10 protein-coding genes are annotated in these 14,303 nt (G+C 59.8%); 6 read left to right on the plus strand and 4 right to left on the minus strand.

All coding sequences use genetic code 11. The features are described 5' to 3' along the window. Positions 1–272 precede the first annotated feature (272 nt). Together H4V96_RS08475 and H4V96_RS08480 are read right to left on the minus strand one after the other, a co-directional pair. Positions 273–560, minus strand: coding sequence for a hypothetical protein (locus H4V96_RS08475; protein WP_010397214.1), 288 nt, complete (start codon positions 558–560; stop codon positions 273–275). Between the two features lie 203 nt (positions 561–763). Further along, a complete protein-coding gene (locus tag H4V96_RS08480; RefSeq protein ID WP_010397215.1) occupies positions 764–1,432 on the minus strand; it encodes an ABC transporter ATP-binding protein in 669 nt (222 codons plus the stop codon). Positions 1,433–1,762: 330 nt separating this feature from the next. Here H4V96_RS08480 and egtD point away from each other — a divergent pair, with 330 nt between their 5' ends. Together egtD and egtB are read left to right on the plus strand one after the other, a co-directional pair. After that, on the plus strand, positions 1,763–2,755 hold the full coding sequence (egtD, locus tag H4V96_RS08485; RefSeq protein WP_280720859.1) for an L-histidine N(alpha)-methyltransferase: 993 nt from the start codon (positions 1,763–1,765) through the stop codon (positions 2,753–2,755). 11 nt (positions 2,756–2,766) lie between these two features. Continuing rightward, positions 2,767–4,041 (plus strand): ergothioneine biosynthesis protein EgtB, encoded by a 1,275-nt coding sequence (egtB, locus tag H4V96_RS08490; protein WP_196856003.1) that lies wholly within the window; start codon positions 2,767–2,769, stop codon positions 4,039–4,041. Here the strand turns inward: egtB and H4V96_RS08495 are convergent. Both H4V96_RS08495 and leuA read right to left on the minus strand, forming a co-directional pair. Next, entirely contained in the window at positions 4,029–5,648 is a 1,620-nt protein-coding gene (locus H4V96_RS08495; RefSeq protein WP_280720860.1) for a methyl-accepting chemotaxis protein, read from the minus strand. The genes egtB and H4V96_RS08495 overlap by 13 nt on opposite strands. Before the next feature lie 174 nt (positions 5,649–5,822). Then, entirely contained in the window at positions 5,823–7,529 is a 1,707-nt protein-coding gene (gene leuA / locus H4V96_RS08500) for a 2-isopropylmalate synthase (RefSeq protein WP_010397223.1), read from the minus strand. A gap of 556 nt (positions 7,530–8,085) precedes the next feature. On the opposite strand from leuA, the gene H4V96_RS08505 reads away from it, so the two are divergent. From H4V96_RS08505 to carB, 4 genes are all read left to right on the plus strand, one after another. Beyond that, positions 8,086–8,997 (plus strand): patatin-like phospholipase family protein, encoded by a 912-nt coding sequence (locus H4V96_RS08505; RefSeq protein WP_010397226.1) that lies wholly within the window; start codon positions 8,086–8,088, stop codon positions 8,995–8,997. Between the two features lie 70 nt (positions 8,998–9,067). After that, positions 9,068–9,472 (plus strand): heme-binding protein, encoded by a 405-nt coding sequence (locus H4V96_RS08510; protein WP_010397228.1) that lies wholly within the window; start codon positions 9,068–9,070, stop codon positions 9,470–9,472. Positions 9,473–9,849: 377 nt separating this feature from the next. After that, positions 9,850–11,028 carry a glutamine-hydrolyzing carbamoyl-phosphate synthase small subunit gene (gene carA / locus H4V96_RS08515; protein WP_050855896.1) on the plus strand — a complete coding sequence of 393 codons (1,179 nt, stop codon included), beginning with the start codon at positions 9,850–9,852 and terminating at the stop codon, positions 11,026–11,028. Continuing rightward, a complete protein-coding gene (carB, locus tag H4V96_RS08520; RefSeq protein ID WP_010397231.1) occupies positions 11,021–14,251 on the plus strand; it encodes a carbamoyl-phosphate synthase large subunit in 3,231 nt (1,076 codons plus the stop codon). Before carA ends, carB begins: the two co-directional genes overlap by 8 nt. The last annotated feature ends 52 nt before the right edge of the window (positions 14,252–14,303 follow it).

The raw sequence follows: 14,303 nt of genomic DNA on the forward strand, positions 1-14,303 counted from the left end.
ACAAGCTGGCCGTGACAGGTGCAGCGAGTATGCGGCTTGTATCGGATTAAGTTTGGCTCGACATGCTGGCAAGCAGGGAGGCAATGCGCAGTGAAAGGAGAGGGGGGGATGCTGGAGCGGGTGGGCAGAGAAACGGTCAGCATGGTTTGGGCTGGGTCTCTTCGCAATCGTGCTCGGATGTTGTACGTTGAGCCAACTACGCGAATTTCATGGCAAAAGTTCATGGCGCCGGGGACCTGGGTGCCTGGCATGGCATGACAACAGCGGGTGTATCAGTGGATAGGCGTGGCCGATAGTTCCTTCAGTTCGCGGATGGTGATTTCCGATTTTTCATGCATGCGCAATAAAATCGTTGCACCGACCGACAGTTTGCCGTGACGAATCTTGCTGATGATGGGAGGCTGGACTTCCAGAACACGGCACAGTTCCGCATCATTTTTCAGGTTCATCTTCTCGATGAGGGTATCTAGCAGCTTGTTGGGCACAAAACTCGATGGTTCGAGCGCGCGCGCCCGGTTCATCGCTTCAATCATTTCCAGCTTCTTTTGCCGAACGTTCATTTACTCCTCCTTCAGGTTATGCAAGGGACGAAACCACTGTATGCGGTCCCGGCTGTCGTTTGTCATCGCAGTATGCCTGTCTGCCTGAGGTGACAGCGTTTGCGTTGCAAAATTAATAACAATGCAGGTTTTTTCAATAATACTACGATAACAAAACTTGTGAAAGATGGTCAGTTAAATTAACTGAGTGTTTGATCAATTTGCTAGGTGATCGTTGCATTCTGTAAGCCGTTTTTGGTCAGAATCATGGTTCTGTCCGCCATTTCGGCGGCGGCCAGCGAATGCGTGACCATGATCGCGCAACTGCCGTTGGCCTTGATTTCGGCGCGCAGCAATAGCAGTATGCTGTGTGCCGTATCCGGGTCGAGGTTGCCGGTGGGCTCATCGGCCAGCACCAGCGCCGGCTTGTGCACGAGCGCGCGGGCAATGGCCACGCGCTGCATTTCGCCGCCCGATAGTTGCTGCGGAAAGTCACCGCCGCGTCCGCCCAGACCGACCGCTTCGAGCATGCTGGCGGCGCGCTCCTGGGGCATGCCGTTGAGCAGCAGCGGCAGTGCCACGTTTTGCAGCAGAGTCAGGTGCGGCAAGACATGGAAGGCCTGGAAGATAAAGCCCATGCGGGCCCGACGCAGCCGGGTGGCGGCGGCGTCATCAAGGCCGGACATGGCTATGCCGTCCACCAGGATAGGCTGCGCTTCGGCACCCGCATCGGGCGTATCGAGGCCGGCGATCAGGTTCAGCAAGGTCGACTTGCCGACGCCCGAATCACCCATGATGGCAATGAATTCCCCAGCCTTGAAGCGGCAGGAAATGTTGGCCAGCACAGGACGGGCATGGGCATAGGACTTCGACAGATGGCGCAATTCAAGCATGGTGTAAATGGCGATCGTAAAGTGAGGCACGCGGGGGAGAGGGGGCCTGGGAGCTGCAAAGGGGCGCGGATTATTTGGCCGGCAACGTGTAGTATACGACAGGATTATCATTTTTGCTGGGCATTAGCAGTTTTGAGTGCGCGCTGCCAGTTTGACCTTAAGTTACCTGTCGCACGTCTGTCATATACGCATTGCGCTATGATGAGAAAAATCATCGCAGATGGTGCCCGCCATGCCGTGCCATGCTCTGCGCGGTAGCAGGCAGCACGGGCGCATGCCGGCTGCCAGCCCTGCAACCCTTTCGTGAACCTTGAGAAACGACGCCAGCCCATGATCCTGCCACTCGCGCAACAGCAGTCAGATTTGTATCTCGCCAGCAACGTCCAAGTGGCCAGCGCCACTCCTGCCACGATAGTCGAGATCAGCAGCGGTCTGCTGGCGCGCGATGCCTGGACCTCGCCCAAGTACCTGTACGACGCGTTGGGTTCGAAACTGTTCGAAGCCATCTGCGCCTTGCCCGAGTACTATCCGACGCGCACCGAAGCGGCCATCTTCGCCCGCTACGGCGCCGAGATCGCGCATGCCGTGGCGCCCGGCAGCACGCTGATCGACCTGGGTGCCGGCAATTGCGCCAAGGCCGCTGGCCTGTTCCCGCTACTGCACCCGGTCCAGTATGTGGCCGTGGATATTTCCTATGATTTCCTCAGTGAATCGCTGAGCCGCTTGCAGCAGCGCTTCCCGCACATCGAGATGACGGGCCTGGGCCTGGATTTCTCCAGTCGCCTGGACTTGCCCGACAGCGTGCGCGCGGCGCGGCGCCTGTTTTTCTATCCAGGCTCGTCCATCGGCAACTTTGCTCCTGAGCAAGCGACCGCCTTCCTGCGTCGCCTGCGCGCCAATGCGGACAGCGATGGCGGCTTGCTGATCGGCGTGGACCTGATCAAGGACGACGCCATTCTCGATGCTGCCTATGACGATGCGCTGGGCGTCACGGCCGCCTTCAACCTGAACATGCTGCGCCATGTGAACGGCCTCATCGGCGCGGACTTCGACGTGCGCGCGTGGCAGCATCATGGCTTTTTCAATGCCGACGAGCGCCGTGTCGAGATGCACCTGGAGGCGCGCAGCGAGCAAGTTGTCCACTGGAAAGGTGGTCAGCGGCGTTTCGCGAAAGGTGAACGCATCCATACGGAAGACAGCTACAAATATACGCGCGCCAGCTTCGTCGGCTTGCTCGAGCAGGCCGGCTTTTCCACCGTACAAGTCTGGACCGACCCGCAGCAATGGTTTGCCGTGATTTACGCGCGCGTGATCCGGGATTGAGAAGGAAACAGATGCTGATTGATCATTACAACAAGGTGCGCCAGCACTCGCTGCGGTTGGCCGAACCTCTATCCGACGAGGATTGCGGCGCCCAATCGATGCCGGACGCCAGTCCCGTGAAATGGCATCTGGCGCACACCACCTGGTTTTTCGAAACGTTTATCTTGGAAAGCATGGAAGCGGCGTTCGCGCCGTTTCACCCGGCCTTTCGCGTACTATTCAATTCCTACTACAACGGCGTAGGTGAGAAGCATCCACGCGCGCAGCGCGGCTTGCTGACGCGCCCCGGCATGGCCCAAGTGCGCGCCTACCGGAGCGATGTCGATGCGCGCATCGCCCGCTTGCTGGGGAGCGAACTGGCGCGCGACGCGCGCGAACGGCTGACCATGCTGCTGGCGCTGGGCCTCGAACACGAGCAGCAGCACCAGGAATTGCTGTTGACGGACGTGAAACACCTGCTGGCGCAGAGCGCGCTATTTCCCGCTTACCTGGATTCCGCTTATCTGGATCGCGCCGATTTAAACAGTGCGCCGGACAAGGTCGTGGCGCCAGTGCAAGCACATGCCCAGCCCACGGCCTGGCTCGCCTTCGACGGCGGTTTGGCGCAGATCGGCCATGCGGGCGATGGTTTTTGCTTCGATAATGAATTGCCGCGTCATCGGCAATACGTGGCGCCGTTCGAGCTGGCCAGTGCCTTGGTGACGAATGGCGATTATCTGGCCTTCATCGAGGCCGGCGGCTACCGCACGGCGCATCTGTGGCTGGCCGAAGGCTGGGACTGGGTGCGTAGCGGGCAGCTGGAATGTCCGCTGTACTGGCAGCGCGACGAGGCGGGGCAATGGCAGGAATTTACTTTATCTGGCTTGCGCCGGCTCGACCTGCAGGCGCCAGCCACGCACTTGTCGCTGTTCGAGGCCGATGCCTACGCGCACTGGGCCGGCGCGCGTCTGCCGACGGAAGCGGAGTGGGAGGTGGCGGCGCAAGGCATTGCCGTGGAGCTCGGCGAGATGCAGCCGGCCGCCGCTGCACCGGGGGCAGGACTGCGGCAAATGTTTGGCCACTGCTGGCAGTGGACCAGCAGCAGCTACGCGCCTTATCCCGGCTACCGCACCGCACCGGGCGCGTTAGGCGAATACAACGGCAAGTTTATGCTGAACCAGTATGTGCTGCGCGGCTCGTCGTGCGCCACGCCGGCTGGCCATGCGCGCGCCAGCTACCGCAATTTCTTCCCGGCTGGTGCACGCTGGCAATTTTCCGGCATCCGCCTGGCGCGTCAAGTGGCATAGTTTGCCGACTGCAAGCGTGGAACGCAGCGCGCAGCGAGAGACGGTGCTTTGCTGCAGGTGTTTTGTTCCAGCTTGAACTGGCTGACGAGGGTTTCCAGTTCGCCCGCCTGTACATGCATGGCTGCCGCCGCTGCGGCCGCCTCCTCGACCAGGGCTGCGTTTTGCTGCGTCGTCTGATCCATCTGCATGATGGCGGCATTGATTTGCTCGATGCCTTCGCTCTGCTCGTGGTTGGCGACGCTGATTTCGCCGACGATGGCGCTGACCCGGCCTACGCTGGCTACCACTTCTTCCATCGTGACGCCCGCCTGGCTGACCAGTTGCGCGCCCTGTCCTACGCGGTTGACGGAGTCGGCAATCAGTTCCTTGATTTCCCTGGCCGCTGCTGCCGAGCGCTGCGCCAGGTTGCGCACTTCGGACGCGACGACCGCAAAGCCGCGTCCCTGTTCGCCGGCACGGGCCGCTTCCACGGCCGCGTTCAGGGCCAGGATATTGGTCTGGAAAGCGATGCCGTCGATGACGGCGATGATGTCGACGATCTTGCGCGAGGAGGCATTGATGGCATCCATGGTGCCGATGACGTCCGCCATGGCCGTGCCGCCGCGCTGAGCGATGTTGGATGCCGAGCGCGCCAAGCTGTCGGCCTGGCGCGCATTGTCGCTGTTGCTGCGCACGGTACTCGTCAGTTCGATCATCGACGAGGCGGTCTCTTCCAACGCGCTGGCCTGTGCTTCCGTGCGGGCCGACAGGTCGGCGTTGCCGCTGGCAATCTGGCTCGACGCCACGGCGATCGTACCCGTACCGCTGCGCACTTGGCCCACGAGGGTCGCCAGGTTGGTATTCATGGCATGCAGCGCCTGCAGCAACTGGCCCGTTTCATCGTTGCCATCGGCCACGATTTTACTGCTCAGATCGCCTGCCGCCACGGCTTGCGCCACGCGCAAGGCATACGCAATCGGCGTGGTGATCGAGCGCGTGACCCACCAGGCGAAGAGCACGCCCAGCAGCAGGGCGGCCGTGCCCAGGCTGGCCATCAGCACATTCGCCGCTGAAATATTTTGCTCGATTTGCTGGCCGCCATGCATGACCATTGCGCGCTGCAGTTCGTTCATCTGGTTCACCGTTTTTTGCAAGCGGTTCAGGGCGGGCAGGGTGTCGTCGCGCACATGCACGGCCGCCTCCGCGCGCTGCCCTGCCAGCAGCAACTTATCGGTCTGGCTGAACGAGGCGACATAGGCTTTGCGCTGCTGCTTCAGGGTGGCCAGCAGTTCCTTGCCTTCAGGCAGTACGATCAGGCGATCGAGGATGGCCAGCGCATCGCTGATGATGGTTTTGTTGGCATCGATTTCACCGTGGATGGCGTCGGCGCGGGCCGCATCGGCGTGGATGAACAGTTCCAGCACGAGCGCTGCGTTCGAACGCGTGGCGCTGCGAATGGTGGCGATGGCATCGGCCTTGGCCCAGTCATTTTCGATGATGGACTCGCTGAGCCCGCCGATCTTTTCCAGGCGCAGCATTCCCGTGCCTACCAGCACTGCCATCAGCAGCAGCACCACACCAAAACCGGCACCCAGGCGCGCGCCTATCTTCATATTCGTCAATTTCATACTCATTCCCTCGGTAGCTAATCTTTTAGATCTGTCTCCGCTGGTCTTTTTATGAAACGATTATATGGCCGGTAATACTTTTTTTGCACTACTAATTGCCCAAGAGAAATGAAAAAGCGGCACGGCGATCAAGCCTTGCCGCTTTTCTTCCTATGCTGAAGGTCCGAGTCGGACTCAGGCGGCGCTTGCGGCCACCTCAGCCGTTGTTATTTTTTCGGCTTCCGTCTGCGCGAGGCGCCGGTTCACGGCCGACAGCACGGCCTTGAACGAGGCGGTGACGATATTGCTGTCGATGGCGGCGCCGAACAGGGTCGGACCGTTATCGAGGCGCAATTCCACGTAGCAAGCCGCCTGCGCATTGGCACCCGAGCCTATCGAATGCTCATGGTAATCCATCAATTTGATGTCCAGGCCCAGTGCATTGACGAAGGCATCGATGGGGCCGTTACCGCCGCCTTGCAGGGCCAATGGCGTCTGCCGGTGCGACAGGCTGATATCGATCTGCACCGATTCATCGCTGCTGGTGTCTTCCACCATGCGGTGTGCCGCGTAGGCGTACGGCGTCGTCTGCAGCAGGTACTCGTTCTGGAAGATGGCATGGATATCGTGTGCGGCGATTTCGCGGCCCGTAGCGTCGGCTACGGCTTGCACGGCGCGCGAGAATTCGATCTGCAAGCGGCGCGGCAAGACCAGGCCGTATTCCTGTTCCAGCAAATACGCCATGCCGCCCTTGCCGGACTGGCTGTTGACGCGGATCACGGCGTCGTAGCTGCGACCGAGGTCGGCCGGGTCGATGGGCAAGTACGGCACTTCCCAGATGCTGTCTGCTTGTTGCTTGGCAAAACCCTTCTTGATTGCATCCTGGTGCGAACCGGAGAATGCCGTGAAGACCAAGTCGCCCGCATATGGGTGGCGCGGGTGGACGGGCAACTGGTTGCACTCTTCCACGCACTTGCGCACGCTGTCGATGTCGGAGAAATCGAGGCCCGGGTGCACGCCTTGCGTGTACAAGTTCATCGCCAGGGTCACCAGGTCGACGTTGCCGGTGCGTTCGCCATTGCCGAACAAGCAGCCTTCCACGCGGTCGGCGCCGGCCATGACTGCCAGTTCTGCCGACGCGACTGCCGTGCCGCGATCGTTATGCGGGTGCACGCTGATGATGATGGAATCGCGGCGCGCCAACTTGCGCGACATCCATTCGATCTGGTCCGCATACACATTGGGCGTGCTGCACTCTACGGTCGATGGCAGGTTGATGATCATCTTGTTGGCCGGCGTCGGCTTCCAGATGGCGCTGACGGCGTCGCAGATATGCTTGGAGAAATCGAGTTCCGTGGTGGAGAACGATTCCGGCGTGTATTCAAAGCCCCATTGCGTTTGCGGGTGCTGCGCCACCAGCTGTTTCACGAGGGTGGTGCCGGTGGTGGCGATTTGCGTGATTTCCTCGCGCGACATGCCGAACACTACCTTGCGGAACACGGGCGCCACGGAATTGTACAGGTGGACGATGGCGCGCTTGGCGCCGACGACCGATTCCACCGTGCGGCGTATCAATTCTTCACGCGACTGCGTCAGCACGATGATGGTGACGTCGTCCGGGATGCGGCCTTCATCGACGAGTTTGCGCACGAAGTCGAAATCGGTCTGCGATGCCGATGGAAAACCCACCTCGATTTCCTTCAGGCCGATGGCGATCAACATCTCGAAAAACCGCAGTTTCTTTTCTGCGCTCATCGGCTCGATCAAGGATTGGTTGCCGTCGCGCAAGTCTGTGCTCATCCAGATAGGCGGTTTGCTGATGATCTGGTTCGGCCATTGGCGGTCGGTCAATTTGACGGGTGGAAAGGCGCGGTATTTGGAAGCAGGGTTTTGCAACATCATGATCGGGTACTCCTGAAGATAGGGGGAAATCAATGGTTGTGGCGCAAGCTTGCCGGGCGGCCACGTCATACTAGGCCAGGCAAGCGATCGGTAGTGTTAGCAGGCAAAGCAGGGCAACGACGCCAGCGGTGGCGCTCGCGGCAGAAGTTACGGGTGTAGCGGGGAGTGGTGCAAACATCATCAAACCTTCCAGGGTTTTTGAAACACGCCGGCGTGTGGCCAAGCGAAGCAATGCGGCAAACTTATGCGCGTGCTAGAGGTAGTCGCGATAGCGACAGCAGGGAAGGGGAGGATTGTTTGAAAGAGGACATGCGCTCAATGTACGGGAAGTCGAACGCGGCTGTCAAGCGTTTCCGCTTTACCTGTGATGCACCTGCGCCAGGCTGGCTGGCATTTGGCGCGCGATGTTGCTATGGCGCAAGCATATCGTCGCAAGGGGCAGTCGATTCATCGTCAGCACAAACATTTAAGGCCCGCTTCAGTGCCAGCGGCCCCGCTTGCGCTACAATCGGCCCTCCTTTGTTGTCACTGCCGCGCGCGGTTTTCTTTTGCCACTATGCTCCCTAAACGCCTGACCCTGCTTGCCCTGGCCGCCTTTGTACTGGCCGGCTGTGATACCACCGTGCCGAAACCGATACAAGTATTGACGCCACCGGAACCGATCGTTGTGCCGCCGCGCAAGATCAAGATCGGTCTGGCGCTGGGCGGCGGTGCGGCGCGCGGCTTTGCGCATATCGGCGTGATCAAGGCGCTCGAATCGCAGGGCATCCACGCCGACATCGTCACCGGCACCAGCGCCGGCAGCGTGGTGGGCGCCCTGTACGCGGCGGGCAACTCCGGTTTCGCCTTGCAAAAGATGGCCTTCGACATGGACGAGGCGGCCATTTCCGACTGGGCCTTGCCCTTGTTCGGCAAGTCGTCCGGCGTGCTCAAGGGGGAGGCCCTGCAAAGCTATGTTAACAAGGCTGTCGGCGGCGTGCCGCTGGAAAAACTCAAGATTGCGTTTGGCGTGGTGGCGACTGATTTGAAAAATGGCCAACCGATCCTGTTTCAGCGTGGCAACACCGGCATGGCAGTGCGCGCCTCGTCGGCCGTGCCCGGCGTGTTCCAGCCCGTGACGATCGCCGGCCACACCTACGTCGATGGCGGCCTGGTCGCTCCCGTGCCCGTGCGCTTTGCGCGCGACATGGGCGCTGACTTCATCATCGCCGTGAATATCTCGTCGCAAACGGATGCGCAAAAAGCCATCAGTTCGATGGAAGTGATCATGCAGACGTTTGCCATCATGGGCCAGCGCATCAACCAGTTCGAGCTCAAGGATGCGGATGTGGTGATCCAGCCCAGCCTGGGCAGCATGAAGGGCAACGATTTCAACAGCCGCAATCAGGCGATCCTGGCAGGCGAGCAGGCGACTTTTGCCGTCATGGCGCAGCTCAAGCAAAAGCTGAAGGCCAGGCGCGAGCAGTAAGCGCGAGTGCCGCTGTGCATTTCGTATACAATTTTGCTTCAACTTTGCTACAACATAACAAGGACGCATCATGCAATCGAAACCGATTTTGACCCTGGACGACGTAAAGAAAATCGCTGCCGCCGCCGAAGCGGAAGCGGTCAAGAATAACTGGGCGGTCGCGATCGCCATCGTCGACGACGGCGGCCACTTGCTGTGGCTGCAGCGCATGGATGGTGTGGCGCCGATCTCGTCGCACATTGCTCCATCGAAAGCCAAGACGGCCGCGCTGGGGCGCCGCGAATCGCGCATCTATGAAGAGATGATCAATGGCGGCCGCGTGTCGTTCCTGAGCGCGCCGGAAATCGACGGTTTGCTCGAAGGCGGCGTGCCTATCGTCGTCGATGGACATTACGTGGGTGCCGTCGGCGTCTCGGGCGTCAAGTCGGCGGAAGATGCGCAAATCGCCAAAGCCGGTATCGCCGCATTGGTATAACAGCTGGCCAAACCTGCTGCGCGCCGCGCAGTAGGTTTGGCCATGTGTTGCGACGTCAACGGTGATTTAAGTAATAACCGTAATTGCATCTCCAGAAGAATGAAGCAGCCGCACCGCGCAAGCCGGGCGGCTTTTTCATGGGGTGCCGGTTTTGTGTTGCTGCACAAAAAAATGCCGCCCATAGTCTATTTTCTTCCTTGTGGAAAAGCACCCTTTTGGTTATAATTCAAAGGTTTAGCCAATCACACATATACCGTAGCGACTACCCATCCCCTCATTCAAAATGACCGTTGAAACACCCTGAGTGCATCTGGCTCGGGTACTACGGCGGTCGGTCTGACGTGGCGCAGCTACGGTAACTTTATCAGGAGTTGCCCTTGCCGCCATTTTTTTCTGGCCCTGCCGTTCCAGCCATATTAGCGCTTGCTGATGGAACGATCTTTAAAGGTTTTTCGATCGGTGCCGCCGGTCATACCACGGGCGAGGTTGTTTTCAATACCTCCATGACCGGGTATCAGGAAATCCTTACCGACCCCAGCTATTGCCGCCAGATGGTCACCCTGACCTATCCGCATATCGGCAATACGGGCGTCAATCCGGAAGATGTCGAATCTTCCAAGGTACACGCCGCTGGCCTCATCATCCGCGATCTGCCGCTGCTGGCATCCAATTTCCGTTCCACGCTCTCCCTGTCCGATTACCTGAAAGCTGAAAATATCGTCGCCATCGCCGGCATCGATACACGCAAGCTGACGCGCATCTTGCGTGAAAAAGGTGCGCAGGGCGGCGCCATCCTGGTCGGTACGCAAGGCAATGAGCCATCCGCCGCGCAAGCGCTGGAACTGGCCCGTTCCTTCCCCGGCCTGGCCGGCATGGACCTGGCCAAGGTAGTATCGAGCAAGGCAGCCTACGAGTACCGCGAAACAGAGTGGACGCTGGGTGCAGGCTACGGCCAACTGGCCGACGCCGACGCGACATACCACGTCGTGGCCTTCGACTACGGCGTCAAGCGCAACATCTTGCGCATGCTGACGGCGCGCGGCTGCAAAGTCACCGTGCTGCCGGCGCAAGCGACGGCGGCCGACGCCCTGGCGTTGAATCCGGACGGCATCTTCCTGTCGAACGGCCCCGGCGATCCTGAACCGTGCGACTACGCCATTGCTGCTACCCGCGAGTTGATCGAGAAGGGTATTCCGACCTTCGGCATCTGCCTCGGCCACCAGATCATGGCGCTCGCTTCCGGCGCGAAGACCCTGAAGATGAAGTTCGGCCACCACGGCGCCAACCACCCGGTACAAGACCTGGAAACCAAGCAAGTCTTGATTACCTCGCAAAACCACGGTTTCGCAGTCGACGCGGCAACCCTGCCCGCGAATTGCCGCGTGACCCATGAATCGCTGTTCGACGGCTCCCTGCAGGGCTTTGCCCGCACGGACAAGCCGGCCTTCTGCTTCCAGGGCCACCCTGAAGCGTCGCCGGGCCCGATGGATGTTGCTTACCTGTTTGACCGCTTCATCAACTTGATGGCTGCGGAGGAGAAAAAGAAAAATGCCTAAACGTTTAGATATTAAAAGTATTCTGATTATTGGCGCTGGCCCGATCGTGATCGGCCAGGCCTGCGAGTTCGATTATTCCGGCGCGCAAGCGTGCAAGGCCCTGCGCGAAGAGGGCTACAAAGTCATCCTGGTCAACAGCAATCCTGCGACCATCATGACGGACCCGGAAATGGCCGACGTCACCTATATCGAGCCGATTACCTGGTCGGTCGTGGAGCGCATCATCGCCAAGGAGCGTCCTGACGCTATCTTGCCGACGATGGGCGGCCAGACGGCGCTCAATTGCGCGCTCGACTTGTTCAACAATGGCGTGCTGGCGAAATACAACGTCGAGCTGATCGGCGCGTCGCCGGAAGCCATCGACAAGGCGGAAGACCGTTCCAAGTTCAAGGACGCGATGACCAAGATCGGCCTCGGTTCGGCCCGTTCCGGCGTGGCGCACTCGATGGAAGAAGCGTGGGCCGTGCAGCGCACGCTGGGTTTCCCGACCATCATCCGTCCATCGTTTACCATGGGTGGCTCCGGCGGCGGCATCGCCTACAACGAAGAGGAATTCGAAACCATCTGCAAGCGCGGCCTGGAAGCGTCGCCGACGAAAGAGTTGCTGATCGAAGAGTCGTTGCTGGGCTGGAAAGAGTACGAGATGGAAGTGGTGCGCGACAAGGCGGACAACTGCATCATCATTTGCTCGATCGAAAACCTCGATCCGATGGGCGTGCACACGGGCGACTCCATCACGGTGGCGCCAGCGCAAACGCTGACGGACAAGGAATACCAGATCATGCGCAATGCCAGTCTGGCAGTGCTGCGCGAGATCGGCGTCGACACCGGTGGCTCGAACGTGCAATTTTCGATCAATCCCGTCGATGGCCGCATGATCGTCATCGAAATGAATCCACGCGTATCGCGTTCGTCGGCGCTGGCATCGAAAGCGACCGGTTTCCCGATTGCCAAAATTGCCGCCAAGCTGGCCGTGGGTTTCACCCTGGACGAGCTGCGCAATGAAATCACGGGCGGCGCCACGCCGGCATCGTTCGAGCCATCGATCGATTACGTCGTCACGAAAATCCCCCGTTTTACGTTCGAGAAATTCCCGACCGCCGACCACCACCTGACGACGCAGATGAAATCGGTCGGCGAAGTGATGGCGATAGGCCGTACGTTCCAGGAATCGTTCCAGAAAGCCTTGCGCGGCCTGGAAGTGGGCGTGGACGGCATGAATGAAAAGACCAAGGACCGCGAAAAGATCGAAGAAGAACTGGGCGAGCCTGGTCCTGAGCGTATCTGGTATGTGGGCGATGCGTTCGCCCAGGGCTTTACCCTGGAAGAAGTGCACAATCTGACCAAGATCGACCCATGGTTCCTGATACAGATCAAGGAAATCGTCGACCTGGAACTGTGGCTCGATACGCAGAAGCTGGACAAGCTGGACAAGAACACCCTGTACAAGTTGAAACAAAAAGGCTTCTCGGACCGCCGCCTCGGTTTCCTGTTGCAGACGACCGACACGGCCGTGCGCCAGCAGCGCCATGCGCTGGGCATCCGTCCCGTCTACAAGCGCGTCGACACCTGCGCAGCGGAATTTTCGACCGACACGGCGTATATGTATTCCACTTATGACGAAGAGTGCGAATCGAAGCCGAGCGACAAGAAAAAGATCATGGTGCTGGGCGGTGGCCCGAACCGTATCGGCCAGGGTATCGAGTTTGACTATTGCTGCGTCCATGCCGCTCTCGCCATGCGCGAAGATGGCTACGAGACCATCATGGTCAATTGCAACCCAGAAACAGTTTCGACCGACTACGATACCTCGGACCGTTTGTACTTTGAGTCCTTGACGCTGGAAGACGTGCTGGAAATCGTCGCCATCGAAAAACCGGTGGGCGTGATCGTGCAGTACGGCGGCCAGACGCCATTGAAACTGGCGCTGGACCTGGAAGCGAATGGCGTGCCCATCATTGGTACCTCGCCCGACATGATCGATGCGGCCGAAGACCGCGAGCGTTTCCAGCAACTGTTGCACAAGCTGGAACTGCGCCAGCCGCCTAACCGCACCGCACGCACCGAAGCCGACGCCCTGGCGCTGGCGCAGGAAATCGGCTACCCGCTGGTCGTGCGTCCATCGTACGTGCTGGGCGGGCGCGCCATGGAAATCGTCCATGAGCAACGCGACCTCGAGCGCTACATGCGCGAAGCGGTCAAGGTGTCGCACGATTCGCCGGTGTTGCTGGACCGCTTCCTGAACGACGCCATCGAGTGCGACGTCGATTGCATCTCCGACGGCGAAACGACGTTCATCGGCGGCGTGATGGAACACATCGAACAGGCCGGCGTGCACTCGGGCGACTCGGCTTGCTCGCTGCCACCGTATTCGCTGTCGCAAGAAACGATTGATGAACTGAAACGCCAGACGGCGCTGATGGCCAAGGGCTTGAACGTAGTCGGCCTGATGAACGTGCAGTTCGCGATCCAGAAGCAGGAAATCGATGGCGCGATGAAAGATGTCGTGTTCGTGCTGGAAGTCAACCCACGCGCTTCGCGTACCGTGCCTTTCGTCTCGAAAGCCACCGGTTTGCAACTGGCGAAGATCGCCGCGCGCTGCATGGTCGGTCAATCCTTGGCCTCGCAAGGCATCACGCAGGAAGTCGTGCCGCCGTATTTCAGCGTCAAGGAAGCCGTGTTCCCGTTCGTCAAGTTCCCGGGCGTGGACACTATCCTCGGCCCTGAAATGAAATCGACGGGCGAAGTCATGGGCGTAGGCCTGACGTTCGGCGAAGCATTCGTGAAGTCGCAATTGGGCGCCGGCGTGAACTTGCCAAAATCGGGCAAGGTCTTCATCAGCGTGAAAGCGTCGGACAAGCCGCGCGCCGTGCAAGTGGCGCGTGACCTGGTCGAGTCCGGCTTCACCGTGGTCGCCACCAAGGGTACCGCCGCCGTGATCGCTGCTGCCGGCATCGCCGTCACGCCAGTCAACAAGGTGATCGAAGGCCGTCCGCATATCGTCGACATGATCAAGAACCATGAAATCGTGTTGGTGATCAACACCGTGGAAGAAAAACGCAGCGCCATCGTCGATTCGCGGGCCATCCGCACTTCGGCCCTGGCCTCGCGCGTGACGACCTACACCACCATCGCCGGCGCGGAAGCGGCGGTCGAAGGCATCCGCCATCTGGATGAGCTGCGTGTGTACGATTTGCAAGGCTTGCACAAGACCTTGAACTAAGTGCGTTTGCAGTGACCGCCGTTAGGCGGTACACTGCATGCTTATCAACCAC

Source organism: Janthinobacterium sp. CG_23.4, assembly GCF_029892305.1.
Lineage (GTDB): Bacteria > Pseudomonadota > Gammaproteobacteria > Burkholderiales > Burkholderiaceae_D > Janthinobacterium > Janthinobacterium lividum_D.

What these genes read in the sequence shown, in the direction of transcription:
- leuA (WP_010397223.1), bottom strand. Translation starts at nt 7,529, where the DNA reads ATGATGTTGCAAAACCCTGCTTCCAAATACCGCGCCTTTCCACCCGTC.
- carB (WP_010397231.1), top strand. Translation starts at nt 11,021, where the DNA reads ATGCCTAAACGTTTAGATATTAAAAGTATTCTGATTATTGGCGCTGGC.
- H4V96_RS08505 (WP_010397226.1), top strand. Translation starts at nt 8,086, where the DNA reads ATGCTCCCTAAACGCCTGACCCTGCTTGCCCTGGCCGCCTTTGTACTG.
- H4V96_RS08480 (WP_010397215.1), bottom strand. Translation starts at nt 1,432, where the DNA reads ATGCTTGAATTGCGCCATCTGTCGAAGTCCTATGCCCATGCCCGTCCT.
- egtD (WP_280720859.1), top strand. Translation starts at nt 1,763, where the DNA reads ATGATCCTGCCACTCGCGCAACAGCAGTCAGATTTGTATCTCGCCAGC.
- egtB (WP_196856003.1), top strand. Translation starts at nt 2,767, where the DNA reads ATGCTGATTGATCATTACAACAAGGTGCGCCAGCACTCGCTGCGGTTG.
- H4V96_RS08475 (WP_010397214.1), bottom strand. Translation starts at nt 560, where the DNA reads ATGAACGTTCGGCAAAAGAAGCTGGAAATGATTGAAGCGATGAACCGG.
- H4V96_RS08495 (WP_280720860.1), bottom strand. Translation starts at nt 5,648, where the DNA reads ATGAAATTGACGAATATGAAGATAGGCGCGCGCCTGGGTGCCGGTTTT.
- H4V96_RS08510 (WP_010397228.1), top strand. Translation starts at nt 9,068, where the DNA reads ATGCAATCGAAACCGATTTTGACCCTGGACGACGTAAAGAAAATCGCT.